The organism is Corynebacterium sp. c8Ua_99, assembly GCF_039907185.1.
GTDB lineage: Bacteria > Actinomycetota > Actinomycetes > Mycobacteriales > Mycobacteriaceae > Corynebacterium > Corynebacterium jeikeium_D.
In genome coordinates, this window is sequence record NZ_JASBOG010000011.1 from 34837 (window position 1) to 60102 (window position 25266).

19 protein-coding genes are annotated in these 25266 nt (G+C 58.0%); 11 read left to right on the top strand and 8 right to left on the bottom strand.

The window, feature by feature from the left end:
* The first annotated feature begins 232 nt into the window (after positions 1-232).
* A complete protein-coding gene (locus tag QKE19_RS07575; RefSeq protein WP_187404447.1) occupies positions 233-856 on the top strand; it encodes an ATP-binding cassette domain-containing protein in 624 nt (207 codons plus the stop codon).
* Complete coding sequence (locus QKE19_RS07580; protein WP_272715149.1) at positions 853-1749, top strand: hypothetical protein; 897 nt, start codon at positions 853-855, stop codon at positions 1747-1749. The genes QKE19_RS07575 and QKE19_RS07580 overlap by 4 nt, the downstream gene beginning before the upstream one ends.
* A gap of 115 nt (positions 1750-1864) precedes the next feature.
* Here the strand turns inward: QKE19_RS07580 and QKE19_RS07585 are convergent, their stop codons facing one another.
* From QKE19_RS07585 to QKE19_RS07610, 6 genes are all read right to left on the bottom strand, one after another.
* Positions 1865-2707, bottom strand: a complete 843-nt coding sequence (locus tag QKE19_RS07585; protein WP_347890721.1) for a hypothetical protein — start codon at positions 2705-2707, stop codon at positions 1865-1867.
* Complete coding sequence (locus tag QKE19_RS07590; RefSeq protein WP_049193145.1) at positions 2704-3039, bottom strand: PadR family transcriptional regulator; 336 nt, start codon at positions 3037-3039, stop codon at positions 2704-2706. Before QKE19_RS07590 ends, QKE19_RS07585 begins: the two co-directional genes overlap by 4 nt.
* 259 nt (positions 3040-3298) lie before the next feature.
* Positions 3299-4471, bottom strand: coding sequence for a lysophospholipase (locus QKE19_RS07595; RefSeq protein ID WP_347890722.1), 1173 nt, complete (start codon positions 4469-4471; stop codon positions 3299-3301).
* Positions 4472-4613: 142 nt separating this feature from the next.
* Entirely contained in the window at positions 4614-6170 is a 1557-nt protein-coding gene (gene glpK / locus QKE19_RS07600) for a glycerol kinase GlpK (protein WP_048732791.1), read from the bottom strand.
* Positions 6171-6254: 84 nt separating this feature from the next.
* A complete protein-coding gene (locus QKE19_RS07605; RefSeq protein WP_172954626.1) occupies positions 6255-7004 on the bottom strand; it encodes an MIP/aquaporin family protein in 750 nt (249 codons plus the stop codon).
* Between the two features lie 246 nt (positions 7005-7250).
* Positions 7251-8987 (bottom strand): glycerol-3-phosphate dehydrogenase/oxidase, encoded by a 1737-nt coding sequence (locus QKE19_RS07610; RefSeq protein WP_016421655.1) that lies wholly within the window; start codon positions 8985-8987, stop codon positions 7251-7253.
* A 430-nt stretch (positions 8988-9417) separates the two neighbouring features.
* Between QKE19_RS07610 and QKE19_RS07615 the strand changes: the two genes are divergently transcribed.
* Together QKE19_RS07615 and QKE19_RS07620 are read left to right on the top strand one after the other, a co-directional pair.
* Positions 9418-11067 (top strand): 1-acyl-sn-glycerol-3-phosphate acyltransferase, encoded by a 1650-nt coding sequence (locus QKE19_RS07615; RefSeq protein WP_070546507.1) that lies wholly within the window; start codon positions 9418-9420, stop codon positions 11065-11067.
* Positions 11068-11073: 6 nt separating this feature from the next.
* Complete coding sequence (locus tag QKE19_RS07620; RefSeq protein WP_070437289.1) at positions 11074-11907, top strand: Cof-type HAD-IIB family hydrolase; 834 nt, start codon at positions 11074-11076, stop codon at positions 11905-11907.
* 52 nt (positions 11908-11959) lie between these two features.
* On the opposite strand, the gene QKE19_RS07625 is transcribed toward QKE19_RS07620, so the two are convergent.
* Complete coding sequence (locus QKE19_RS07625; protein WP_347890723.1) at positions 11960-14365, bottom strand: N-acetylmuramoyl-L-alanine amidase; 2406 nt, start codon at positions 14363-14365, stop codon at positions 11960-11962.
* An 84-nt stretch (positions 14366-14449) separates the two neighbouring features.
* Positions 14450-15955 (bottom strand): N-acetylmuramoyl-L-alanine amidase, encoded by a 1506-nt coding sequence (locus QKE19_RS07630; RefSeq protein ID WP_347890724.1) that lies wholly within the window; start codon positions 15953-15955, stop codon positions 14450-14452.
* Between the two features lie 329 nt (positions 15956-16284).
* Between QKE19_RS07630 and glf the strand changes: the two genes are divergently transcribed.
* The 7 genes from glf to QKE19_RS07665 all read left to right on the top strand — a co-directional run bounded on the left by glf (position 16285) and on the right by QKE19_RS07665 (position 25030).
* Positions 16285-17481 carry a UDP-galactopyranose mutase gene (gene glf, locus QKE19_RS07635; protein ID WP_042388989.1) on the top strand — a complete coding sequence of 399 codons (1197 nt, stop codon included), beginning with the start codon at positions 16285-16287 and terminating at the stop codon, positions 17479-17481.
* A gap of 36 nt (positions 17482-17517) precedes the next feature.
* Positions 17518-18447, top strand: coding sequence for an EamA family transporter (locus tag QKE19_RS07640; RefSeq protein ID WP_347890725.1), 930 nt, complete (start codon positions 17518-17520; stop codon positions 18445-18447).
* A gap of 182 nt (positions 18448-18629) precedes the next feature.
* Positions 18630-19643 (top strand): alpha/beta hydrolase family protein, encoded by a 1014-nt coding sequence (locus tag QKE19_RS07645; protein WP_049193148.1) that lies wholly within the window; start codon positions 18630-18632, stop codon positions 19641-19643.
* Between the two features lie 199 nt (positions 19644-19842).
* Positions 19843-21903 (top strand): glycosyltransferase, encoded by a 2061-nt coding sequence (locus QKE19_RS07650; RefSeq protein ID WP_347890726.1) that lies wholly within the window; start codon positions 19843-19845, stop codon positions 21901-21903.
* On the top strand, positions 21887-22477 hold the full coding sequence (locus QKE19_RS07655) for a phosphatase PAP2 family protein (RefSeq protein ID WP_347890727.1): 591 nt from the start codon (positions 21887-21889) through the stop codon (positions 22475-22477). The genes QKE19_RS07650 and QKE19_RS07655 overlap by 17 nt, the downstream gene beginning before the upstream one ends.
* Before the next feature lie 29 nt (positions 22478-22506).
* Positions 22507-23526: a decaprenyl-phosphate phosphoribosyltransferase gene (locus QKE19_RS07660; protein ID WP_284807246.1), complete on the top strand. Its 1020-nt coding sequence runs from the start codon at positions 22507-22509 to the stop codon at positions 23524-23526.
* Between the two features lie 460 nt (positions 23527-23986).
* A complete protein-coding gene (locus QKE19_RS07665) occupies positions 23987-25030 on the top strand; it encodes an alpha/beta hydrolase family protein (protein WP_070862452.1) in 1044 nt (347 codons plus the stop codon).
* Positions 25031-25266 lie beyond the last annotated feature (236 nt).

A 25266-nucleotide genomic window follows, 5' to 3' on the forward strand; every position in this document is an offset into this window, starting at 1 on the left:
GCCAATTATCTGCTTGAAACTGACATAAAGGTAGTCACTTTCTGGCTCGTGCGGGTTCGCGTGGGCTCGCTGGGTTCGTGTGGGCTCGCTGGGTTCGCGTGGGCTGGGCCAATTTTCAACTCCCAAGACGCAGCTGGGGTGGCTGCGCTACAAAGTAGGTGGGGGATTGAGCCAATAATTTGTCACGAAGCTGGTAAAAAGCCGGTAAAAAAAGAGGGCGGATAACAGCAGCATGATTGAACCAGGAAAAATTTCTCTCGAAGTTGATTGCAAGTTTGGCCACAACAGCATTCTTGGTGAAATCACTGCGAAAGTCGGTGCGGGGGAATTCGTCAGTATCACCGGCCCAAATGGCGCTGGAAAAACCACGTTGATCAGCACCATTGCTGGTGAGATAGAGCCAATCGAAGGTACTGTGCGAGTTGCTTGCGAGGGCGAAGAAACTTTCGTTGATCCGTCAAGCCCGCAAGGCGCTGGCTGCGTGACCAGCATTTCTGATCCAGCATTTCTACCGGACCTCACGCTTGGCGAGCACATTAGCCTGGTTTCACTGCGCGCAGGTGTGGACATGGATACGCTGCTGAGTCGGTTGGAGCCTTGGGATGTCACCGAGCTGCCCAACACGTTGCCCAGTCGGCTTTCGAGTGGTCAGAAGCAGCGGGCAAACTTGGGAATTCAATTGGCGGTCGCGGCTCCGATTGTGGTGTTGGATGAGCCCGAGCGCCACCTCGATAGGGATTGGACTCAGCTGCTGTGCACGCAGCTTCGTCACATGGCGCAGTCTGGGGCCACGGTGATTGTGGCATCGCATTCGCCACGCGTCATTGAGGATGCAGACAGGGAGATCCGGTTGTGAGTTTCGCAGGCTTTACGATGGATCTGCCGAGCGCCTACCAAATAGCGGGAATCATCGGCATTGTTTTATTGCTGGCTATCCTTGCGGAACGAATGGCTCCGCTGAGGTCCGTTGACCGCGACCGCTGGGAATGGGAGTATCGCCCCGCACGTCGATTTCCCGGCATTGACCGCGATGGCTGGCTCCAGGTGCTGGTGTGCACCGTATTTGGGTTCGGCATTGGCGGGGTTTTCCGATATGTCCTTGGGGTTGCACGACCACGTCGTTTAGCGACGGTGCTTTCTAATGGTGTGACACAATCAATGACTCGTGTGACCTTCATGTTCTTTAATGCGGAGTTGGCATCGAATATTTACGCTGCTTCCTGGCTGCGGAATGCGAAGATCAAGGAACGGCCGTTTGTGCGCACTTCCTTGCCGGTGTTGATGCTGCGCAGGCTGGTGCGCCGTGGATATATTCCACTGCTATTTGTTGCGGTTGCATTGGCGGAGTTTTCGGTTGTCCCGCTGATTGGAAATGGTGGGCGCACACTTGTACTACTCTGCTGGGCGGTGCTTGCCTCTGCAGTATGGCGGGCGACTAGGCTCGAAGTACCTGGTCAGCTGCCGTGGCGAGTGGCAATCTTGAGCGTTGTGACCTTACTTGGAATGGCCGCGCAATTCCTTCCAGGAATGCCGATGAGCCCCATGTATTCCATGCTGTGGGCGGCCGTGGCAATTGTCTATTGTGCGCTTGTTCGAGGAAAACCACGGGAAACTAATGATTTTTCCTCGATTGAGATTGGTTTGGGCGCACCATTAGAAATGGGCAAGCTGGGGTATTGGTTTTCCGGCGGTCTTGCGATTATTCCGGCATATACTTCGGAATTGATGGCGATTGCGCCGATTATGTAGGAGCTGCTGGCCTATAGCTCCTAGCTGTGAAGTACTTCGGTTGCAATAGCGAGCAGGCCGGTGTTGACGGGCTGCGGAGTAACGCTTTGACCTGCCCGAATTACATCGACATGATCTAAGCCACCCCAGCTTTCTTCCACGTAGCCTTCAGCCCAGCGAAGAGAGGTAGGGCAAGGCATGCGGCCGAAGCTGCGACCGATGCCAGGGCAACACCTGCTTGGACTAATGCCGGATTGGTCTTGGAGTTTTCTTCCGTGAGGACTCCGATCAGCTGAGATGGTGCAATTGTGCTTGCGAGCGCGCCTAGGGACGCAACACGCAGAGTATCTTCGCGGTCATCTGCCTTGAGCAGCGAAGCAGCTGAAAATCCAGCTCCGACCGTAGAAACCACGAAGGGAAGAAGCAGAGTTTCCTTCGGTGCTGTCTTCTGAACTGCCTCGCCGTTTAGCTTCCATTTGGTGTGGACTTCTGCAGGCAACTGCTTCCAGGACATAGCCAGTGCGACTCCGTGCGCAACCGTCACGGCCGCGGGGAGAAGAGCGGTCGCCTGCAGTGTGCGAGCTGGAATTTCAGAGATAACCTCACCGTCAATATCGTCCGGTCGGACAATCCCCAGCTTGGTCGCTACTGCGGCCCAGTTGATAGACCAGCCAAAACCCAACAGGTGAGGCTGGAGGATCCGCGGGTCATCCATGTTCCACAGGGAAGCGCGCCCGCTTTTGGTAAATACCCGAAGCGGGTTGGAGAGGTACCTGCGCAAGGTGCTTGGTTCACCAACTTGTTCGGCTACGCAATTTGCGTAGTCGGTTGCCGTTCCCAGCTCTTCGGCCAGGTCCGCGTGGACGTCGTTAAGCTCTTGCAGAAGACTCTCCTGCTCGGCGATGATCGCCTTGCGTTGTGCATGCGATATGCCGATTTCGCGCAGTTTGTGGTCAATGGCAGTGAGGTAGGTGTTCATTGGGGCTCCTCGGAAAATAGTGCGGTCATGTCGGCGGATAGATCGATGAAGTCCTGATGTAGTTGCGTGAGTGTTTGTTTTCCTTTGGCTGTCAGTGAGTAGTACTTGCGAGGCGGTCCCTTGGGGGATTCCTCCCAGCGATTGCTGATCAAGCCGTTGGCGGTCAGCCGCGAGAGCAGGGGGTAGACGGTTCCCGCAGGCGCGCTGAGGTGGGGGTAGACGTTGAGCTTTGCGACGAGTGCCGCGCCATAGAGCTCTTCGCGAGAAATCAGCTTGAGAATGGCGAGCTCAAGTACCCCTTTCTTCAGTTGTGTTTGTGGACGTTTGGGCATAGCGTTGTGCTTTCTTTCCGGCGGTATGGAGGAATCTGCCCGGGCAGAATGCTTTTCATACCTAGTACCTTGTAATACCAACTATACGCACAGTAGTTTGTATTGCCAAGTACTGCATGCTTTATACGGCGCGGAGAGGGCAGGGCAAAGAAAATGAGGGGCAATTGCCAGAAGACAATCGCCCCTCATTCCACCGGGTTAGCTCTATGAAGAACTCGTAACTACTAGGGAGTGGCTCGGTTCTTTTTTTAGCGTTCAATTAGATACGCGCATCAAGCCAGGCAATAGCCGTCGCAATGGCCTCGTGCTGTGCCGGCTCGTTGAAGGTCTCGTGGAACTGGCCTTCGAACTCGATCAGCTGCTTGTCGGTGGACGAGATGCCGTTGTACCAGTCGTGCGAGAAGAACGGCGGCACAATCTCATCCTGGCCGCCCATCATGACCAGGGTCGGCTCAACAAAGTCGACGGAGTTGGTGCCGTTGTAGGTGGCGGCAAAAGCCATCTGCTGAGCCATGCCGAGCGAGAGCTTGGAGTTGTTGTACGGATCAGTTTCGTACTCATCACGCACTGCCTGCGAAGAAGAGGTCTTAGAACCCAGCGGGTTGCCAAGCTGAATCAAGTCGCTGCCGGGTAGTGATGGCACGCGCATCTCGGTGCGGTTCGGCACTTCCTTGAGCATGCGAGTGTTGAATGTGGTCATGTCCTGGAATGGCAGGCGCTGGTAAATCGTCGGCTGCGCCTCGCGCTGGACATCGGTCATGGCCTCTGGGGTGATGGTTTCGCCCTCGTCCGTGCCACCGTAGGGGTTGAAAAGAGCGCCACCACCGTTGGCGACAATGCCATCGACACTGCCCGGGTACTTGATGCCGTGGAAGTCCACGGCAAGGCCGCCCATGGAGTGGCCGAGCAGGAAGGTCTTCGTGCTCGGGTTCTCCGCCTTGGCCTTTTCGACGAGCATGTGCAGGTCATCGACAAGCGAGTGGAAATCATCAATATGACCACGGGCAACTGGGGTTCCTTCGACCTGGCCCGAGTGGCCGTGCCCACGGTGGTCAATGCGGTAAACGTTGTAGCCGGCGTTCAGCAGCTTGCCGGTTACCCACTCGTAGCGACCCAGGTGTTCTGCAGCGCCATGCACGACGACGACAGTGGCTTTGGCATTCGGGATGGTGTTGGACTTCCAGTAAATCTGGGTGCCCTTGCCATCCTGTGAGGTCATGTAGCCGTCGGTGACCGTAACGTGGCGTCCGTCAACCGTAGTGGTTGGTGCCGGGGTGGTGGGCAGCTCGACCATTGCAGTGGACTGCGGGTCGGGAGTTGGTTCTAGCGGGTTCTTGATGAAGTCCGTTGGGGCTGCTGATGCTGCCGGGGTGGCCAGGGCCAAAGTCAGGGCGGTGGTCACACTCGCAGTGAAAATTGATGCGCGACGCATGATTGCTCTTTTCTGTTTTCAATCGAGGAGTGGATGATAGTTATAATAATTTTATTATAACAAACAAGCCCTGAATTTATAATAAAAATAGCCCGGAAAACCGAATAGGTTTTCCGGGCTATTTTTCGGCTCTTACGAGGACTTATTCAGGCTTCGGTGCCTCCTCAGCATCCGTATCCTCGACCCAACCATAGGTGCGCTCAACGGCACGGTTCCACTGGTGGAACAGGCGATCGCGCTCTTCGGCCTCCATCTTCGGACGCCACTTCTTGTCAATCGTGATGTGAGCCTTGACCTCATCCAGGTTCGACCAGAAGCCAATGCCAAGGCCCGCAGCGTATGCCGCACCAAGGGCCGTGGTTTCAATGTTGTTCGGGCGTGTGACAGCGACATTCAGGATGTCGGACTGGAACTGCATGAGGAACTCGTTCATGGTCATGCCACCATCAACGCTCAGCGTTGTGATGTCCGTGTCGGATTCTGCGACCATGGCGTCGAGGACCTCGCGGGTCTGGTACGCAGCAGCCTCCAGCACAGCACGGGCAATGTGGTTTCGGTTGACGAAACGGGTCAAACCGACGATGACGCCACGAGCGTCCGGCTGCCAACGAGGAGCAAAAAGACCGGAGAAGGCCGGCACGATGTACACGCCGCCGTTATCCTTGACGCTCTTTGCCTTGTTCTCAATGGATGCCGCATTCGGAATCATCTGCAGCTCGTCACGCAGCCACTGAACAAGTGCGCCGCCCATGGAGACGGAGCCCTCGAGCGCGTAGACCGGCTTCTCTCCCTCGACCTGGTAGCAGACGGTGGAGATGAGTCCGTGGTCAGACCACTTCGGCTTCTCACCAGTATTCATTAGCATGAACAGCCCAGTGCCGTAGGTGTTCTTGGTGTCGCCCTCGCCGAAGCAGCCCTGGCCGAACATGGCGGCCTGCTGGTCGCCGAGGATGCCAGTAATCGGTCGCTCCGCAAGAGAACCGCGGGCGCGGATACGGCCGAAGTCGCCTACCGACGGTCGGATGTCAGGCAGCATCGACATCGGAATGCCAATTTCACGGCAAATGTCCTCATCCCACTCGAGGGTCTTGAGGTCCATCAGGAGAGTACGGGAGGCGTTGGTGACGTCGGTTGCGTGAACTGCGTCTTCGCCGTTGTCGCCCTCTGCACCACCGGTGAGATTCCACAGCAGCCAAGTATCGATGGTGCCGAAGAGTAGATCGCCAGCCTCAGCCTTTTCGCGAGCTCCCTCGACGTTGTCGAGAATCCAGCGCACCTTCGGGCCAGCTGGGTAGGAGTTGATACGTAGGCCCGTGGTCTCACGCCAGCGGTCAGCGCCTTCATCCCCCATGAGTTCCTTGCAGATCTCATTCGTGCGGGTGTCCTGCCAGACGATGGCATTGTAGACCGGTTCACCAGTGTTCTTGTCCCAGACGACAGTGGTTTCACGCTGGTTGGTGATACCGATGGCATCAATATCCTGGGAAGCAATGTCGACATCGGCGAGAGCTTCGCTGACTACTCGACGAGTGTTGGTCCAAATCTCCTGAGCGTCGTGCTCGACCCAGCCCTCTTCCGGGAAAATCTGCTTGTGTTCCATCTGTGCAACAGTGACGATTTCTGCGTCATGGTTGAAGATGATGCAGCGGGTGGAAGTAGTTCCCTGGTCAATGGCGAGGACGTATTTGCTGTGCGTCATGGGGGATACTCCTAGCGAAATTGTGTGTAAATGTGAGTGTTCAGGCTTGCGATATTTTATTGTGCGATATCTCTCATATTCCCGTTATCCGATGGCAAAGGCAAGAGCGCCTGCAGCCACGGCTGCCAGCATCGGTGCGACAATCGGAACCCATGCATAGGCCCAGTTCGCATCGCCCTTGCCCTTAATCGGGAGCACGAAAGCGTAGGCCAAACGCGGGCCGAGGTCACGAACAGGGTTGATGGCGTATCCGGTCGGGGAACCAAGGGAAAGACCAATCGACACAATGATGAACGAGACACCGAAGTAGGTCAGCGGGCCAAGTTCGCCGCCGGCTGGGCCGAACAGGATGAATGCGAGCAGAACGAAGGTCGCGATGAACTCGGTGACGGCATTCCAAAAGTTATTTGGGTGAACCGGCGCGGTGAAGAAGTTGCCGCCAGTTTCGGCATTCGCATTGGTTGGGTTGCCGTTTTCGTCGACACCATTGGCGTCGAACAGCTGCTTAAAAGCGGCCCATGCCAGGATTGCACCTACGAATGCGCCCAACAGCTGACCTGCGACATAGTAAGGGACCAGGCTCCAGGCCAGGCTGCCCTTGATTGCTAGGGCAACGGTTACCGCTGGGTTCAAGTGGCCACCGGATACGTCGGCAATCGATGCGCCAGCGAAAACTGCCATACCCCAACCGAAGGCGATGCCCATCCAGCCAGCGTTTGCTGCGCGAGTAGTCCGGAGGTTGATAGAGGCACAGACTCCGTTACCGAGCAGAATTAGAATGGCGGTTCCGAAAAACTCCCAGAGGAAGGCCTGGGATCCTGTGATTGTCTCCATGAGATGTGAAACTCTCTGTGCGTCGTGACCGGGAAAGGCCACGAGGAATCGTGCAACGTAAACTTTTAGGTATAAGAAATGCCGGCGAGAACTGATTCTTTTCGCCGGCACTTTTATTTCGAGCCCATTAGCCCCTTGAAGTGCAAAGCCGTTTTCCCAAGAGGGAAAGCTATTTCGTTGTGGCTACAGCGTTGGTGGCCATCTAAGAACTAACTAGTACGGCCACCGGGGGAGGGGAGGGGCAAACTAGCGGTCGAGGCTGACATCGACGTCCGCGCGAGTCTCCACTGCATGAGCAGCAATCTCGTTAGCGGCCTTGTCAGTCAGCTCACGTTCAGCTGCCAGAGTTGCTTCGACACGCTCGATGAAGACCTTAATCTCCTTCTCCATCGTGTCCTTGTCCCAACCCAGAGCTGGGGCAACCAGTTCAGCGGTGGCCCGGGCGCTGTCGACACCGCGGTGTGCGTACTCCATGGAGACACGCAGGCGGCGCTCCAGGATGTCGTCGAGGTGCATTGCGCCTTCGTGAGTCACGGCGTAGAGAACCTCAGCGCGCATGTACTGCTCAGCAGCCTCCAGCGGCTCGAGCAGGGACTTGTCCTCGGCTGTCGGAGCCAGAACCTCGTAGATGAGGGAGCCGTAACGGTTGAGCAGGTGCTCGACCTGCTTCTCGGTGATACCGAACTGCTTGGCCAGGGCTGGCTTCTGGTTGTTCAGTGCGTGGTAGCCGTCAGCGCCGAGCAGCGGGACATCTGCAGTGACGGACTCCGGTACCTTGCGGGGGACGTCCTGGACTGCAGCGTCGATGGTGTCAGCACCGATGACGCGGTAGGTGGTGTACTTACCGCCTGCGACGGAAACCATGCCCGGGGCAACGTGGGCAACAGCGTGGTTGCGGGAGAGGTTGGTGGTGGAGTCGGAGTCGCCTTCCACCAGTGGCCGCAGACCCGAGTAGACACCGACGATGTCGTCGTAAGTAATTGGACGGCGAACCTTGGCGTTGACGTGATCGAGGATGTAGTCGATGTCAGCGCGGGTAGCTGCCGGGTTGGCCAAATTCATGGTCCAGTCGGTGTCGGTGGTACCGATAATCCAGTATTCACCCCACGGGATAACGAACAGGACGGACTTCTCGGTCACGAAGGTCATTGCCACCGAGCCCTCAAGAGCGGACTTCGGAATAACAATGTGGACACCCTTGGAGGTGTGGACGCGGAACTTGCCCGTGACGCCAGCCAGCTTCTCAATCTCATCGGACCAAATACCGGTGGCATTGACGAAAACGCTGCCGCGGATGGTGGTGGTGGCGCCGGTGTCGGTGTCAAGGAGCTTCGCGCCGACGATGCGCTCGCCTTCCTTCACGAAGTCGACAACCTGAGTGGAGGTGCGGACGTCAGCGCCGAAGTGAGCAGCGGTGCGCAGGACAGTCATGGTGTGACGGGCATCGTCAACCAGGGTGTCGTAGTAGCGAACGCCGCCGACCACGGCATCTTCCTTCAGGCCCGGAGCCTGCTTCAGGGTGCCCTTGCGGGAGTAGTGCTTCTGCATCGGAACCTGCTTGGCGCCACCCATGACGTCGTAAAGGAAGAAGCCCGATGCCATGAACGGGCGCTCCCACACGCGGTGGGTCAGCGGGAAGACGAAGCGCAGTGGCTTAACCAGGTGCGGTGCTAGGTGCGACATGGACAGTTCGCGCTCGCGCAGGGATTCAGCTACCAGGCGGAAGTCCAACATCTGCAGGTAGCGCAGACCGCCGTGGAACATCTTGGAGGAGCGGCTGGAGGTACCGCCTGCGAAGTCACGAGTTTCAATGACCGCAGTCTTCAAACCACGGGTTGCGGCATCGAGTGCAGCGCCAGCGCCTACAGAACCGCCGCCGATAATGACGACGTCGTATTGCTCGGTACCGAATTTCTCCCAGGTCTTTTCATGCTGTTCCTTATTTAGAACTGCAGATGGGGCGAGAGATGAAGAGGACGACATTTTCCAATCCTTCCCGGTGGGGGCGTTGATTTTTCGTCGAAGAGAATTTCTCGGCTCACGGCTCAGGGTACCAAAAATCGGCTTACTTGTAAGCGGTAACTTACGGTTACGTAGATATAAACAATGGGTCAAAAAGCCAAGAAAACCCGCCCCAAAATGTTGTCTGGTTTTCCGCAGGTAGATAGGTATGTTAATAGAGGTTTACTACTTTTGGAATGAATGCCCACCAGCGGAGCGCACCCCATAACGGGGGTGGTAAAAGCGACTATGGGGTGTACCGGGACTGTATGACAGGTGCGCAGTACGCGCAAGGGGGATGTACCTGGTTTTTACACATAGATCTGGGCCTGTAACGACATTTATTCATGGGTCTCAGATACCAGTACATATCGCCCCGCTAAGGGGTGCGAAAGATTGTAGAGTAAAGGCCATGTTCAAGGATCCTGTGTACTTAACGATTATCGGATTGGCGCGCACCGTCTTCTTTGCCCAAGGTTTGAAGTTCACCGTTAAGGGCTGGGAAAACGTGCCGAAAGACTCTGGCGCCGTTCTCGTTACTAACCACACCGGATACATGGACTTCACCTATGTCGGTCTTCCATTCCGCAAGCATCGTCGTTTTGTCCGTTTTATGGCGAAGAAGGAAGTTTTCGACCATTCGATTGCAGGCCCAATCATGCGTGCTTGTAAGCACATTCCGGTCGACCGCACCGACGGCTCCAAGTCTTTCGAAGAGGCCTGCGCAAAGCTGGAAAACGACGAGTTGGTAGGCATCTTCCCGGAGTCGACTATCTCGCGCAGCTTTGAAGTCAAGAATCTGAAGTCGGGTGCGGTGCGTATGGCGCAGCGCACCGGCAAGCCCATCATCCCAGTGCTGATTGTGGGATCCCAGCGCGTGTGGACGAAGGGGCACCCCAAGCATCTCGGTCGCAGTAATACTCCGATTCATATTACGGTTTTGCCGCCGTGGACCCCGGAGGGCGATCCGGCAGAGGCCACCGAAAAGCTACACGAAATCATGGATCAGGGTGTCCGTCAGCTCTGGGACGAGTACGCAGCTGAAGAAGGTCCGCTGCCGAAGGGCGCCTACTGGGTACCGGCTCGCCTTGGCGGCGGCGCACCGACTTTCGAAGAGGCCCAGGCAGAGGACCTGAAAGTCGAAGAAGAGCGTCAGCGTATCCGTCATTTGCGCGGTGACCTGGCCGCATTCAAGGAAAAGCTAGCCGAGTCGGCGCGTGAATTCGGCGATAGTGCGCGTGAGTTCGGCGATCAGACCAGGCAGCAGTTCCTCGATGCCTCGCACACGATGAGCGCGGAGTCTGCTCGTCGAAGGGAACAGACGACCGCGCTGTTGGCGCAGTTCCGTCAGTCTGTGGAACAGATGGCTGATGATGTCGTCGCCGGCGCCAAGGAGAGCAAGGAGTCCGTGCGTACTGCCACGGATTCGATGCGTGTGACGTTCCGCGAAGCGTACGTGCAGCTCGAGAAGGCCTCCGCCTCTGGTGTTGAACAGACGCAGCAGACCGTTTACCGTCTTATCGGCCAGTCGATGATGATTCGCGACAAGCTTCCACAGCGCTTGAACAGGCTCATCGCCGCTCAGCCGGAGACGTTTATCTTCGATTACCCCGCATCGCTTGCCGACGACGCGGGCACAATTAGCGAAGAAACTATCAAGGCCTTGCAGCAGCTCGGTGATGTCGGAGCCACAATCGTTGTTCTGCACGAGTCGGGAGATAAGCCGAATCTATCGGCTTTGGAATCGGTTGACCTGCAGGTCGTGGAACTTCCGGAGGGCGCCAGCAAGCTGGACGTCACAAATGCGGTGGTTAGCACGCTGCGCAAGCAGGCTCGCAAGGAAGAAACCGCGATTCTTTTCGCCGGTCGCTCGAACTTTGAGGAAGCTACACAGCGTGTCGGCATGCCGGTAGTTATGGCCGATGCGGACTGGGCCTTGCTGAAGAACGCGGACTGGGTAATTGACACTGTCGAGCATGGGGGAGTAGCCACAACGCTGCAGTTGTTGCACGACCGGTTTTGCGATGACGGTGAAGATGACAACAGTGAGGACGGCAAGTAGTTCGAAGTGACCGAGAGACTACATCCACTACTCGTAGCTTCGGATATTGACGGGACGTTCATCGACTCGCGGGAGCGGGTAACTCCCCGCCTGCGACAGGCCGTCACGCGAATGCTACGCCGCGGCACCCCGTTGGTGCTGGCCACGGGAAGGCCGGCCCGGTGGTTGCAGCCAGTGCTCGAGCAGCTGCCGGTTCAGCCGTTGTGCGTGTGCGCCAATGGCGCCGTGATTTACGACTCCGGCCGTGATGAAGTAGTTGCCGCCAACACACTGAAGCCAGAGACGCTGCGATACGTCGTTAAGCATGCGCGCGAAGCGACGCGATCCATCGGTGGAATCGGCATTGCGGCAGAGCGCGCTGGGACATCGGCGAATGACGCCATCGATGAGCTTTTTGTGGTGGCACCGTCCTATGATCATGCGTGGGAATCGGATGAGCACGGTGAGCTTGCTGAAGAGGCCGTGTTGTCAGAACCCGCGACGAAACTCTTACTGCGAAACTCAGATGTGAACAGTGCCCAGCTATATGAACTGGTCGCCCCCGCAATTGACGCGAGCTTGGCCCACGTGACCTACTCCATGCCGGACGGGCTTTTGGAGGTGTCCGCGCCGGGCGTGACTAAGCGCGCCGGGTTGGAATACGTATCTGAACTGGTCGGAGCGACCGCGAAGGATGTGGTCTGCTTCGGTGACATGCCGAACGATATCGAGATGCTGTCGTGGGCGGGCACGGGTGTGGCCATGGGCAATGCGGCTGACAACGTCAAGGAGATTGCAGACGAAATCACCGCCACCAATGATGATGACGGTGTTGCTCGTGTGCTGGAGCGCTGGTTCTAGCTAGCCTCGAGGTTTTCCCGCGCCAGCTAGCTCCCCCAGCGCTCGACAGCGTTTACTTCAGCTCGGTCTTGACTTCGCCGGTGGTGCGGTCGAAGGTGATTGAGCCGTTCTGGAACTCAGCGCGCTCGATGTTTCCATCGACCACCTGGGTCTTCGTCGGGGCACCCAGCTTGCCGACCTCGAAGCCCTGGCGGGCCCACTCATCAGCAATCTTGCCCCAGATAGCGTGCGCGCCGGTGGTGTCGGAGTCGGTGATTACGCCGTTGGAGAACTTCACGTAGCGCAGGGCATCGGCCTGGCCAGCATTGTTCGCTACGGTAGAACCGCTCTGGATGCCGGACATTGCGTAACCGAGAACGGAGCCCATTTCCTCGGAAACTTGGCGCCATTCGGCAGCCAGGTCGTTCTGCTCATTGATAGTGATGATCTTGTCAATCAGTACCGGCAGGTCAGCGATCGACGGGCCGTTTTCAATGGAGCGTCCAACTGCACCCAGAATCGCATCGGCGGTCTGTCCGAGCCCCGGTGCGCCGAGCATGCCCAGCGCCGAGGCCAGCATCGAACGTGCACCCGAGACTGTCTCCAGAGCCTGTGCCTTCTGCTGCTCGTCGGATGCGCTCGGCGAGGAGGAGTTGCTCTGCTCGCTTGCCGACGGTGCGGAGGAGTCAGCCGTAGCAGTGTCACTGGTGTTCGTGGCGTCGGTTGGCTCCGAGGTATTCGAAGTACCCGAGGTGGTCGAGTCGGAGCTCGACGTTGTCGAAGAAGTGGTGCTCGATGCGCTCGAGGACTTCTCGGAGGACGAGGTCGTGGACGTACCCGTGGATGCCGAGGTGGTCGAAGTGGTCGAGGTCGACGTGCTCGACTGCGAGTCTGTGTCCTCGGTGGTCTTATCGTCCTTTTCATCCTGCGGAACGAGGAGATCAATCAAGCCGTCAGGCCCCTCATTATCAATCTTTCCGCTGGTGAGTGTGTTGTACTTCTTCTCGGCAATCGAGCGGATCTTGCTCATCTGGGCGTAGCCAGCATCACCTGGGCAGGTGGTGTTACCAACGTCGCGGTGCGCGAAGATTGTCGGCAGAGTGACCTGCTTACCGTATCCATACTTGGAGTAGCTGGTGCCACCCGAAGTCATCTGGATCTGGCCGGTCGGCTTGACACCGGCGACCTTCAGGCGCCAACCAATCATATTGCCCACCGAGTTCAGTGCAGCCTCACTGGGAGCAACCGAAGAGTAGTTACCCATCATGGAGATGCCGAAAGTACCGGTGTTGAAGCCACCTGCGTGTGCGCCCTGGACATTCTTATCTAGCCCACCGTAGCGGCCCTCGTAGATGTTGCCGTACTTGTCGACAAGGGCGTTGTATCCGATGTCGCACCAGCCCAGAGTCTGTGCGTGGTACTGGTAAATGCCGCGGACGATACCAGCGGACTGGCTCTCGGTGTAGTTGTTTGAACCAGCGGTGTGGTGCACGGTGGCGCCGACAAGCTTGCTGTCGTAGTCCGCGCCCTTACAGCGGTTATTTTCGTTGGCGCCCCAGCCGGCACGGGTAATGACCTTCGGCATGCCCGTGACATTCTTGGCATCCACAATTGGGTCGATGCCGGATGCAGCAGCCTGGCCGTCGATTAGCACTGCGTCGACCTGGTCGATTGGCAGTTCATCGGCGACCGGCTCGATGTCCGTCCACTTCACTGGGAGATTCGGCGAGTCCAGATTTGCAGCGTCGTTAGCGTTCGGAGCAGTCGGGTCATCGAGTGCGTCCCCAGGAGCTGCATCCGGAGTCTGCTGGTAGTCGGATGCGGCCTCGGCGACATCCTTGGCCGCATCCGTAGCGGAATCCTTTGCATCCTCCACGGCCTTCTTCGCGCCCTCGGCATTAATCTCGTCGAGGTTGAGCTTGGACAAATCCAGCTTCTCAGCGCCCTTGATGTCCTTCAGATCCACGCCGGAACCCGGACCGAAGATGTTAAGTCCGTGGGTGGAAACCTGAACGCGTTTGGTTGGCTCGATGTAGATGAGCTCCGTTCCGTTCAGACCGTTGCCATTGCCTTCAGCGGGGTAGTCCGGGTCAACGCTGAACCAGTCGGACCAGGAGCCGTCTGCTCGCTCGGCGCGGACGAAGCTGGCGATATCAGGGTCACCGGCCCACGTCAGCGCAAACTGGGAAAACTCAGTATCGGAGGTAATTTCCTTGACGACACCGCGGTTGGGATGAGCTTCGTCGGCAAGCGACTGCGTTGCGATTGCTGCATCTTCGACGAGAACGGAGACGCTGTCTGCAAGCGACTTGCTCTGGACAACCGGGTCGATGGGGCCGGCGCCGTTTTCCTCAATGAGGTCATAAGCGGCACCTGCGCCGACAACGGCAACGGGTGTCAGGGCAAGGGTCGCCACGGCAGCGAGTACCAAGGATTGCTTGGCACCTGCGCGGCGATTGATGCGGCGGCGACTAAACACGGTAATAACTCCTGGGTGATTACGAAAATCTGGTGTTACACCACAAATGTGATGTGGTTATGCCTGGATTAGATAAGCGGGGGCTTAGTTCTGAGGTGCGAACCAGGCCTGCGTAGCTTCGGCAGGGTTGGTTGGCAGGGATTCAGTTAGAAACTCACCAACAACCTCGCCTGGCGTGGGCGTTTCCACGTTTCCGAGGGAACCGCCGTTGTCGCCCGACTCGCCGGTGCCCGGAATCGGCGGAATGCTGGCGGCCTCTCCGTCCTGGTTGTTCGGATCCGTCGAGCGGCCGGCGATATCCGCTCCACCGGCACCATCAAACTTGGCTTTGGCTGCAGCGCGGATGGCATCCATCTGCTGGTAGCCGAAGTTGCCCGGGCAGGAGGTGTAGCCGGTGTCGCGGTGACCGAAGATGGCCGGGAGGTTCACGGTCTGGCCGGAGCTGTAGCGTGCCTTCGAGTAGCCGGCGCTGGTCAGTGCGGCGGTGGACATCGGATCGACGCCGCCGACCTTCATGCGCCAGCCGACCATCTCGCCGAGTGCGGTGACGGCCGCATCCGGAATCTCCAGCTGGTCGTGATTGCCCATCACCGAGATACCGAAGGTGCCGTTGTTGAAGCCACCTGCGTGTGCGCCCTCGATGTTCTTGTCCAGGCCGCCGTAGCGGCCCTCGTAGATGTTGCCGTACTTATCGACCAACGCGTTGTAGCCAATATCGCCCCAGCCCAGCGTATTTGCGTGGTAAGCATAAATGCCACGGACAATGGCTGGCCCCTGGGACTCTGAGTAGTTATTGGAACCCGCGGTGTGGTGGATGCACGCGCCCTTGAAAGTGCTGTAGGAGCTCGAACCGCTGCGGATGGACTCATCTGCGCCCCACGCTGCACGGCTGATTACATTTGGCGCACCGGAAATCGACGACTCGTATGCAACTGGCTGAATAACCTCGCCGGCCTGCTCTACGCCGTCGATGAAAACTGCCTGGACGGCGTTGAGGGACAACGCGGCCGTAGCGCTGACGAGGTCCTGCAGGGAATCGCCGATAGTGGCGGGGTCAATGTTGTCGATACCAATGATGTTGCGGGGATCCAGGCCTTCGAGGAGGTTCAGGCCGACAGTCGACACCTGCACGCGACGGGTGGGCTCAACGAACAGCAGCTCGGTGCCGGACTGCCCGGAGTTATTCATCGGACCGTGTGAATCAGCGTGGAACCACGGGCCAAAGCTGCCGTCTTCGCGCTCGGCGCGAACGTAGAGCTGCAGATTGTCATCGCCCGGCCAGGTGAGTGCGAACTGGGAGAACGGTTCGTCGCGGGTGATGTCCTTTACGAATCCGCGAAGCGGGTGCAGGGCATCGGTAATGGCATGCGTGCCGACGGCTGCGTCGTCAATCATCATTGTGACAGCGTCAACCAGCGGCGATGTCGAGATCTTGGCTGCGATGGGGCCTACGCCTGGGCTTTCAACCAGGGTAGGGGCCTGGCGAATACCCCATGTTGCTAGTGGAGCTGCGGCAGTAGTAGCTGCCAGTCCATAGAGGAAGGTGCGACGGCCCATCGACGGGGCATTGATGCGACGGCGAGTTGGCACGGTAAAAGCTCCAAAAAAATGGGGTACAGGGTTATCGACCCGAGGTCTACCCGGGGTCGAAGGGAAGGAAAGTTGCAAAGCAACAGAAAATTCTGAGGAGGATGTTACCAGTGTGACTAAAAAAATCTAGTGAGACATCTGTGTTTCCTCGTTAATTTTGGGAAAATTATCAAATAATGTGACCAAACGAACGTTGGGCTGGGCTCACGTGGACGTCGTAAAGCCCGCGTGTACACCCGCAAACCGGATGGAAATGCAATAGGTTTTAAGGCGTGAGTAGCGAAAAGAACACCACTGCCAATGAATTTGCTCCGAAGTCCCTACAGGACATCAAGGACAACACCTACGACCTCATCGTGGTCGGCTCGGGTTTCTTCGGTTTGACCGTTGCTGAGCGGACCGCCACTGAGCTGGGTAAGCGCGTGCTCGTTGTCGAACGCCGCAACCACATCGGCGGCAACGCCTACTCGGAGGCAGAGCCGGAGACTGGCATCGAGGTGCACAAGTACGGTGCGCACCTGTTCCATACCTCTAATAAGAGGGTGTGGGACTACGTCAACCAGTTCACTGACTTCACCGACTACCAGCACCGCGTGTTCGCTATGTACAAGGGCACCGCATACCAGTTCCCGATGGGGCTGGGGCTGATCAACCAGTTCTTCGGCAAGTACTACAGCCCGGACGAGGCTCGCCAGCTGATTAAGGACCAGACCGATGGCCTGGATCCACGTGACGCGAAGAACCTTGAGGAAAAGGCAATCTCCCTGATCGGCCGTCCGCTGTACGAGGCTTTTGTCAAGCACTACACAGCCAAGCAGTGGCAGACCGATCCGAAGAACCTGCCGGCCGGCAACATCACCCGCCTGCCCGTTCGCTACACCTTTAATAACCGCTACTTCAACGACACCTACGAAGGCCTGCCTGTCGACGGCTACACCGCCTGGCTGGAAAACATGGTGACCTCCGACAAGATTGACGTTGTTGTTGACGCCGACTGGTTCGAGGTGCGCGACGAACTGCGCGCTGTATCCCCGGACGCCCCGGTCGTCTACACCGGCCCGCTGGACCGCTACTTCGACTACGCCGAGGGCAAGCTGGGTTGGCGCACGCTGGACTTCGAGATGGAGGTTGTCAACACCGGCGACTTCCAGGGCACTCCAGTGATGAACTACAACGACGCGGATGTGCCGTACACCCGTATCCACGAGTTCCGCCACTTCCACCCGGAGCGCGATTACGTCAAGGACAAGACGGTAATTGTTAAGGAATACTCCCGCTTCGCCGACGATGGCGACGAGGTCTACTACCCGATCAACACCCCGGAAGACCGCGAGATGCTGGAGGCATACCGCAAGCTCGCCGCCGCAGAAGCACAGGAGAACAAGGTTCTCTTCGGTGGTCGTCTGGGCACCTACCAGTACCTGGACATGCACATGGCAATCGGTTCTGCACTGTCGATGTTCGACAACAAGATTGCGCCGTTCTTCAACGACGGCGAAGCAATCGAGCAGGAGCGCGGGCACTAATTTGCCGCTTCCGGCTCCCGCGCTAGTATTGCGCGAGTGTCGCGTGAGAAAAGTCAAACCGAAGTTCCCCAGCAGGGGCCATTGCTGCAGCGTGTGAACAAGTTTCTCACCCTGCCAGTGGCTCCCGTAATTCTGGTTCTTATCGGTTCTCTTGGCACCCAGGCCGCGGCCGTGCTGGTCACTGGCATGCTTTCCACGGTCGGCGCGCCGGGCATATCGGGCCTGCGCATGACCGCCGCCGCCATCATCATGGTGGTTCTGTTCCGGCCAAAGCTGTCCGGGATGACCCGCGCCCGCGCCATTAACATCGTGGTCTACGGCATCGCCATGGGCATGATGAGCATGATGGTGTACGCAGCTATCGCCCGCCTCCCGCAGGGCGTCGCCGTCACCATCGACTTCCTCGGCCCCTGCGTCGTGTCCTTCTTGGGGCTGAAAATGTGGCGCTCCCGCCTATGGGCCATCGTCGCTTTCATCGGCGTTACCCTGATTGCCCAGCCCTCCAATGACCTTGACATTATCGGCATTGGTTACGCCGCAATCGGTGCAATCTTCTTCGGCGCTTACACGCTCTTCTCCGCCCGAATGGGCAGCACCGAGGGCGGCGGCATGCCCGACCTGGCGCTGTCAGTGGTCGTCGCAGCAATCGTGCTCGCGCCATTTTCTGTTTCCGCTGCACCGCTTGTCGACGGTTCGATGTGGGCCACCATCGTTATTTCCGGGTTTATTGGCGCTGTTATTCCCTACGTGATGGACACCATCGCTGCGGGGATTGTCTCAGCGGCGGTCGTCGGCACGCTCTTTGCACTGGACCCGGTCATCGGTGCAATCCTGGGCTGGGCGTTTTCCGGTGACCGAGTGACTTGGTCCATGGCGCTGGGCATCGTGCTAATCGCGGCGGCTGGCGCGATTATTACCTGGCGCGGGGCGCGGGAGTCGCGCGAGCTGCGGGGGCTTGCGCAGTAAAAATGCGGATACCAGAACCCGCCGAAAAGTGGGGTCTCGACGTGTTCTGCTGGAAAACAACAGTGAATGCGGGTAGGTTTGTCGAAGATTTACTGTTTCTTAAGGTAATTCCCTGAAGCGGAAACACGCCTGATAGTTCCGACCGGCCGTGGGGAATCGCACATTGTGAGGAGAATGCACACGTGAAAATCACCTCTACTTTCCGTGGTTGGCGCCGAAAGGTTGCAGCCGTTGCGTCCGTAGTAGCTGTGGCTGCGTCTGCATTGACCATGGCGCCGGCCGCGAGCGCGGCGGGTGACCGAGGCTCGCTGCGCCCGGGTTGTGAGTGGGATTCGTACCAGTACTTCACCCAGAAGTGCCAGGTTTATTCGCCGGCCATGGACCGTAATATTCCGGTTCAGATTGTGGCCTCTGCCAATGGTGGTAACAAGGCTCTCTACCTGCTAGATGGTCTGCGTAGCCCGGCTGATGCCTCTGACTGGGTGGAGCACGGTAACGCCCCACGTACTTTTGAAGGATCCAACGTCAACCTGGTTATTCCAGGTGGTGGCGGCGGTAGCTTCTACACCGACTGGAAGCGTCCGTCGGTTAGTGTGCACGGTCCGTTTGTAAACATGTGGGAGACTTTCCTGACTCAGGAATTGCCGGTTTACCTTGAGCGTGAGTTCGGCATTTCTCGCACTGGTAACTCCATTGCAGGTCTGTCCATGGGTGCATCTGCTGCACTGTCGCTGGCATACAACCACCGAGACCAGTTCGGTCAGGCTCTTGCCTTCTCCGGTTACCTGCACACCACTGCGCCGGGTATGACTACTGCAATTGAGGCTGCTCAGCTGTCGGCTGGCTACAGCTCCTTCGACATGTGGGGTGCGCCTATGTCAGCGGAGCGTGTCCGTAATGATCCGTACCTGAATGTCGAGAAGATGAAGGGGCTGGATCTGGTTATTACCTCGGCAAATGGTGTTCCGGATGAGGTTCGTGACCCGAAGAATCTCTACCGGGTCGTCCCGAAGGCCGGCGGCGTTGCGCTGGAGTCGCTGTCCCGCTTGTCCACCCGCGAGTTTGAGTTGCGTGCTCGTACCTCCGGTCTGGATGCCACGTTTGAATACGAGCAGACCGGTATCCACGATTGGCCAACCTGGGATCGCAACCTCCAGAACTCCAAGGCCCGCATCGAAGGTTTCCTCGGAGCTTAAAACTAGAACCTGAACGAAAATCCCCTATGCGCAGCAGATAGTCCGCAGCGCGTAGGGGCTTCCACATTCTGGGCCGTCGCTAGCGTGGCAACAAGAGGCAATCCGCCACGGGCACTAGGATGCTATGAGATAGAAACGTCGGTAACTTATCGGCGGCAACACCCCCGGTAGACCTTTCGGAAAGTGGTTGATACGTCTCATGGCATCACAGCCTGAACAAAAGCGGACACATACCCCGACAACGTCGTCAAGCCTTGCCGTTGAACGCCTGCAGCGGATTTTGCTGCCAAAGTTGGGTGAGCCCCGTGATGTCCGCTCGCTCTACTTGGTTGAGCCGGAGACTAATGCCGGTCGTGTGCAAGCACATTCGCGCACGTCAGCCACCATTCCGGCGGGTGATGAAGTTAGTTTTGAAACCTACTTCAATGCTTTTCCAGCCAGCTACTGGCGCCGGTGGACGAATCTGGACAATGTTGTCCTGCGCCTGGAGTTATCCGGTACTGCGCGCGTGGACATTTACCGTTCGAAGATTGACGGTGCACGCATCGCCGTGACCGGCGAAGTTGTCGGTGACCTGGGTGCGGCGGCTGAAGGTGCAGAAGCCAAGGTGGACGGCAAGGATGTGCACGTCTGCGAAATCCCAGTACCGCTGACGCAATTTGAAGACGGCGGCTGGATTTGGTTTGACCTCACCTGTGAGACGGACGTGGTAATCCACTCCGCAGGTTGGTACTCCGATATCGAGGCGCCGAGCCAGACGTACCCGGACGGCACGGAGCATCCGGCGCCGGAGGGGCGCGTCACTATCGGTATCCCGACGTTCAATCGCCCGACCGACGCAGTTGCTGCTCTTGAGGCGCTGTCCTCGGATCCTGAGGTCGATGCCATCATCGATGCTGTTTTGATGCCTGACCAGGGCACCAAGCACCCGGCAGACGAGCCGGGCTTTGATGCTGTCGCCGAGCACTTTGGTGACCGCCTGCGTATTTTCCCGCAGGGAAATCTCGGTGGTTCCGGCGGGTACTCCCGCATTATGTACGAGGCCCTGGGCGGTCCGGATTCGGATTCGAAGCGTGCGACCGATAGCCCTTTCATTCTCTACATGGATGACGACATCGCCATCGAACCGGATTCCATTCTGCGTGCGGTCGCTGTTGGCCGGTTCGCGAAGTCCCCGATGCTGGTCGGCGGTCAGATGCTGAACCTGCAGGAGCGCAGCCACTTGCACTCGATGGGTGAAGTTATCGGCCGCCACGACTTCATGTGGACTTCCGCTCCGCACGTCCACTATGACCACGACTTTTATGCACACCCGCTGCGCGATCGCGGGGAGCACGGCACTAACGCAACCGGTGAGATTGTTGATTCGAAGGACCTTCACCGCCGCATCGACGTTGAGTTCAACGGCTGGTGGATGTGCCTGATTCCGCGCGTCGCTGCTGAGGCAATCGGTCAGCCGCTGCCACTGTTTATTAAGTGGGACGATGCCGAATACGGTTTGCGCGCAGGCAAGGCAGGCTTTCCGACGGCTACGTGGCCGGGCGTCGCAATTTGGCATATGGCCTGGTCGGACAAGGACGATGCGATTGATTGGCAGGCGTACTTCCACCTGCGCAACCGCTTGATTGTCGCGGCCCTTCAGCACGAGGGAGATGCTGCCGGTATCGTGCGTTCCATGCGCAAGGCCACGTTCAAGCACCTCCTGTGCCTGGAGTACTCCACTGTTGCCATCCAGAACGAAGCCATGAAGGACTTCCTGGCAGGTCCCGAGCGTTTATTCGACATTCTCGAGTCCTCGCTGCCGCGCATCAATGCCCTGCGCAAGAGCTTCCCCGACGCGGTTGTGCTGCCGAGTGCAGGCGATCTGCCAAAGCCCTCCGGTATTCCGGGGATTCCGACAAAGGATGTCGGTGGTCGCCTGGGCAAGCTGAAGAAGGTCGGTTGGCTGGCCAAGGGCTTGCTTCACAGCGTGCGCCCGGAAAACTCCGAGCACCATGCGGTGCCGCAGGCAAACCTGGCGCCGCTGGAGGCTCGTTGGTTCTCCCTGTCGCGTCTGGATGGCGCAACGGTCACCACCGCTGACGGCCGTGGCGTGGTGTATCGCCAGCGTGACCGCGACAAGGCCAAGGCTCTGCTGGAAGAATCCTGGGAGCTGCAAAAGCAGGTTGAGGAGCGGTTCGAGCAAATGCAGGCACGCTACCGCGCAGCCTATGACGATCTGACCAGTAGGAAGGCCTGGGCGAATGTCTTCGAAAATTAAAGGCGATCCGTTAGGCGAGTCCGACGTTCTCGTTAATATTCAGCACACGCTTAACGACGTCCCGGGTGTGCTGCCCACCGCGCGTGCCATGAGCTATTTCGGTGAGCACGCCCTTGGGTGGATGGGGCTCGCTGCCCTCGGGGCGGCGGTGGATAAGGAGCGATGCATTGGCTGGGCAAAGGTCGGTGTGGCCGCCTTTACCTCGCATGCGGCATCGGTGGTGCTTAAGCGCATTGTCCGTCGCCCGCGTCCCCATGACCGTCGTATAGCAATCGGCGTTGGTACGCCGAGCAAGCTGAGTTTCCCGTCCTCGCACGCGACGTCGACGACGGCGGCGCTGGTGGGGATTGCAAAGTTGGGTTACCCGGCAGCACCGGCCGTGGGCGTGCCGGCGATTATGCTCTCCCGCCTGGTGCTGGGAGTTCATTACCCAACCGATGTCGCTCTCGGAGCAGCGCTGGGTACAGCCACTGCTCTTGCGGTGGACAAGATAGGTGATAAGGTCATCGAGCCGAAAAAGGCGCAGCATAACCAGGGTGGACAGCCCTCCATTGCGGAAAGGAATGCACAGTGACACAGGCGGAGAACGACAACTTGGCCAATGTGTCGGCCAACCAGAGGCGAGCTTCTCAATCAAGGATTGGGTCCGAGCCGCACACTTCCGGTATCGATGAGCCTGCGCACCCGCAGGGGCATCCGCCGAAGAATTTGCTGGACGGCATGATCAAGGCGCTTCGCCCGAAGCAGTGGGTGAAGAATGTCCTGGTCATTGCGGCTCCACTGGCAGCCGGCAACGAGATCATGGACTCGGGACGTTCAATCGGTACGCTGACCGTCGACATCCTGGTGGCGTTTGTGGCCTTCTGTTTGGCCGCATCGTCGATTTACTTGATTAATGATGCCCGCGATGTCGAAGCTGACCGCGCGCACCCAACCAAGCGCTTCCGCCCAATTGCCGCTGGCGTACTGCCGGTGAGCATGGCGTACATTATGGCGGTCGCACTGATTATTGGTTCGATTGCGGTGTCCTGGTTCGCCTCTGAGGGGCCAGGGCTAGCAATTGTTGTGGCTGTATACATTGCGCTGCAGCTCGGTTACTGCTTTGGCCTGAAGCATCAGCCGGTGATTGATATTGCGCTGGTGTCCTCGGGTTTCATGCTGCGTGCAATGGCCGGCGGTGTTGCTGCCAACATCAACCTGTCCCAGTGGTTCTTGCTGGTTGCGGCCTTTGGTTCGCTGTTCATGGCAGCCGGTAAGCGTTACGCTGAGCTGCTGTTGGCGGAGCGCACAGGTAAGAAGATTCGTAAGTCGTTGCAGGGTTACACCGCGACTTACCTGCGCTTTGTGTGGACCCTCGCTGCGACCGCCGTGGTACTGAGCTACGCGCTGTGGGGCTTTGAGATGGGCCGCACGCCGGGCACTTCGTCGACTTCGGCTATTTGGTACGAGATCTCGATGGTTCCATTCACTGTGGCCATCCTGCGCTTCGCAGCCGACGTTGACCGTGGTGATGCAGGAAGCCCGGATGAGATTGCGCTCAAGGACCGTCCGCTGCAGGCACTGGCTGTGCTGTGGCTGCTGTCCATTGCCATCGCTGTCTACGCTGTTCCAGTTCTGGGGTAGTTTCCTGTTCTTTTCCCTTTAAGCGAACTGCGATTTCCGTCGGGTTCTCGTCGGGTTCGGGTGGTAGCTGAAAGCCCATGCACCGAGGGGTGCATGGGCTTTTCTGTACCTCGTTAGTACTTAGGTTGTGTTTGGGGTTCTTGTAGGCGTGTTTTAGGTTTCTCAGTTAGTCCTACGGATCAGCCGGGGGCAGAATTACAATTTTGTAATTCCATGCTGGTAAACATTGTTTCTCCTTGTGGTGGATAGTTTTGGGGAGAAATGTGAGAAATATTACGGAATGATTACGATTTAAACTTGGATGTAGGGAAACGATTGAGTATCGTTACATACTCGAGATTCTTTTGTGGGGTCTCCAGTTGTCGCGTCACAACTGGAAGCAGAAAAGCGAAAGCTCGCGTAAGCGACTGCCTCCGAAAAGTCTGGCGCGGAGGTAAGTCCGAAAGTAAAGAGGAGAACGATGAGCTTTACTGCAGTGAGTCGTAACTTCACAGTGAAGGTCGTAGCTGCCCTCGTAGCGGTTGCGATGGTCTTTGGCGGCATCATGCTCGCATCCGCGAAGGATGCGAGTGCTGATCCAAACCGTGATCGACTGCGTCCAGGCTGTGAGTGGGATCCATACAACTGGTGGGTTCAGTACTGCCAGGTCTTCTCGCCGGCTATGAACCGCAATATTCCGGTTCAGATTAAGGCGGCTACTGGTGGCGGCGATGCGTCCCTGTACATGCTCGACGGTCTGTGGGGCTTTAATAAGGGCGCGTCCGGTTGGATTTGGTCGGGTCACATTGCTCAGACCTTCGCCAATGACAACATCACTCTGGTTGCGCCGGCTGCTGGCGACGGCTCCTTCTATGCCGACTGGAGCGATCCGGCCGTGACTTCCGAAGGGGTCAAGACTCAGAAGTGGGAAACCTTCCTGACTCAGGAGCTGCCGGTCTATCTGCAGCGTGAGTTTGGTGTCAACCCGAACCGCAACGCAATCGCTGGTCTGTCCATGGGTGCGGCTGCGGCGGTTTCTCTGGCGGCCCGCCACCGTGATCAGTTCAAGCAGGTTACTTCGCTGTCCGGTTACTACCAGATGTCCAACCCAGTTGTTGCTACGGGTACCACTGCAATGGTGGCTAGCACTGGTGTAGTGAATCCGACTGGCATGTGGGGTCTTCCGGTTCCGGCCTCGGCGGAACGCCAGGCCCATGACCCTTCGATGCTGCTCGACCAGCTCAAGGGGCTGCCGATGTATGTTTCCTCCGCCCAGGGTGTTCAGAGCCTGTGGAGTGATCCGGAGGTTTTGAACCGTCCGGTGCCACAGCTCCCTGACACCGTCTGGCGTGCCGTGATGGAGTCCGTCTCCCGCGCTTCGACGCAGCGCTTTGAGCAGGACGCTCGCGCTGCCGGCCTCAATGCGCAGTTTGTCTACAGCCCGAACGGTATCCACTCGTGGGAGCTGTGGGGCCGTGATGCCGCGCTTGCTCGCCCGCACATTCTTGGGGCGCTGGGGCTCTAGGTCGGTAGTTATTTCAGGGCGCTCTGGCGCGCTGACCTAGCTCTGGTGCTGGATGACTTCTTAAAGGGGCTAGCTTCTTAAGAAGTCTCAATTTTGAAAAAGACCAATCCCTTTGTGGGGTTGGTCTTTTTTTCTGTGTCGAGTCCGGGTTTGGATGCTGAGCGGAAGGTGTGGGTAACGGCCTACAGAGGGGCGCAAAGAGTTGCGCTGTCAAAGCTTGAATTCAGTTCCTTTTG

Excerpts from the sequence above, each read along its gene's own strand:
- QKE19_RS07590 (WP_049193145.1), bottom strand. The coding sequence starts at position 3,039 with ATGCCCAAACGTCCACAAACACAACTGAAGAAAGGGGTACTTGAGCTC.
- QKE19_RS07655 (WP_347890727.1), top strand. The coding sequence starts at position 21,887 with ATGTCTTCGAAAATTAAAGGCGATCCGTTAGGCGAGTCCGACGTTCTC.
- QKE19_RS07585 (WP_347890721.1), bottom strand. The coding sequence starts at position 2,707 with ATGAACACCTACCTCACTGCCATTGACCACAAACTGCGCGAAATCGGC.
- glpK (WP_048732791.1), bottom strand. The coding sequence starts at position 6,170 with ATGACGCACAGCAAATACGTCCTCGCCATTGACCAGGGAACTACTTCC.
- QKE19_RS07575 (WP_187404447.1), top strand. The coding sequence starts at position 233 with ATGATTGAACCAGGAAAAATTTCTCTCGAAGTTGATTGCAAGTTTGGC.
- QKE19_RS07615 (WP_070546507.1), top strand. The coding sequence starts at position 9,418 with ATGTTCAAGGATCCTGTGTACTTAACGATTATCGGATTGGCGCGCACC.
- QKE19_RS07665 (WP_070862452.1), top strand. The coding sequence starts at position 23,987 with ATGAGCTTTACTGCAGTGAGTCGTAACTTCACAGTGAAGGTCGTAGCT.
- QKE19_RS07650 (WP_347890726.1), top strand. The coding sequence starts at position 19,843 with ATGGCATCACAGCCTGAACAAAAGCGGACACATACCCCGACAACGTCG.
- QKE19_RS07610 (WP_016421655.1), bottom strand. The coding sequence starts at position 8,987 with ATGTCGTCCTCTTCATCTCTCGCCCCATCTGCAGTTCTAAATAAGGAA.
- QKE19_RS07605 (WP_172954626.1), bottom strand. The coding sequence starts at position 7,004 with ATGGAGACAATCACAGGATCCCAGGCCTTCCTCTGGGAGTTTTTCGGA.
- QKE19_RS07595 (WP_347890722.1), bottom strand. The coding sequence starts at position 4,471 with ATGCGTCGCGCATCAATTTTCACTGCGAGTGTGACCACCGCCCTGACT.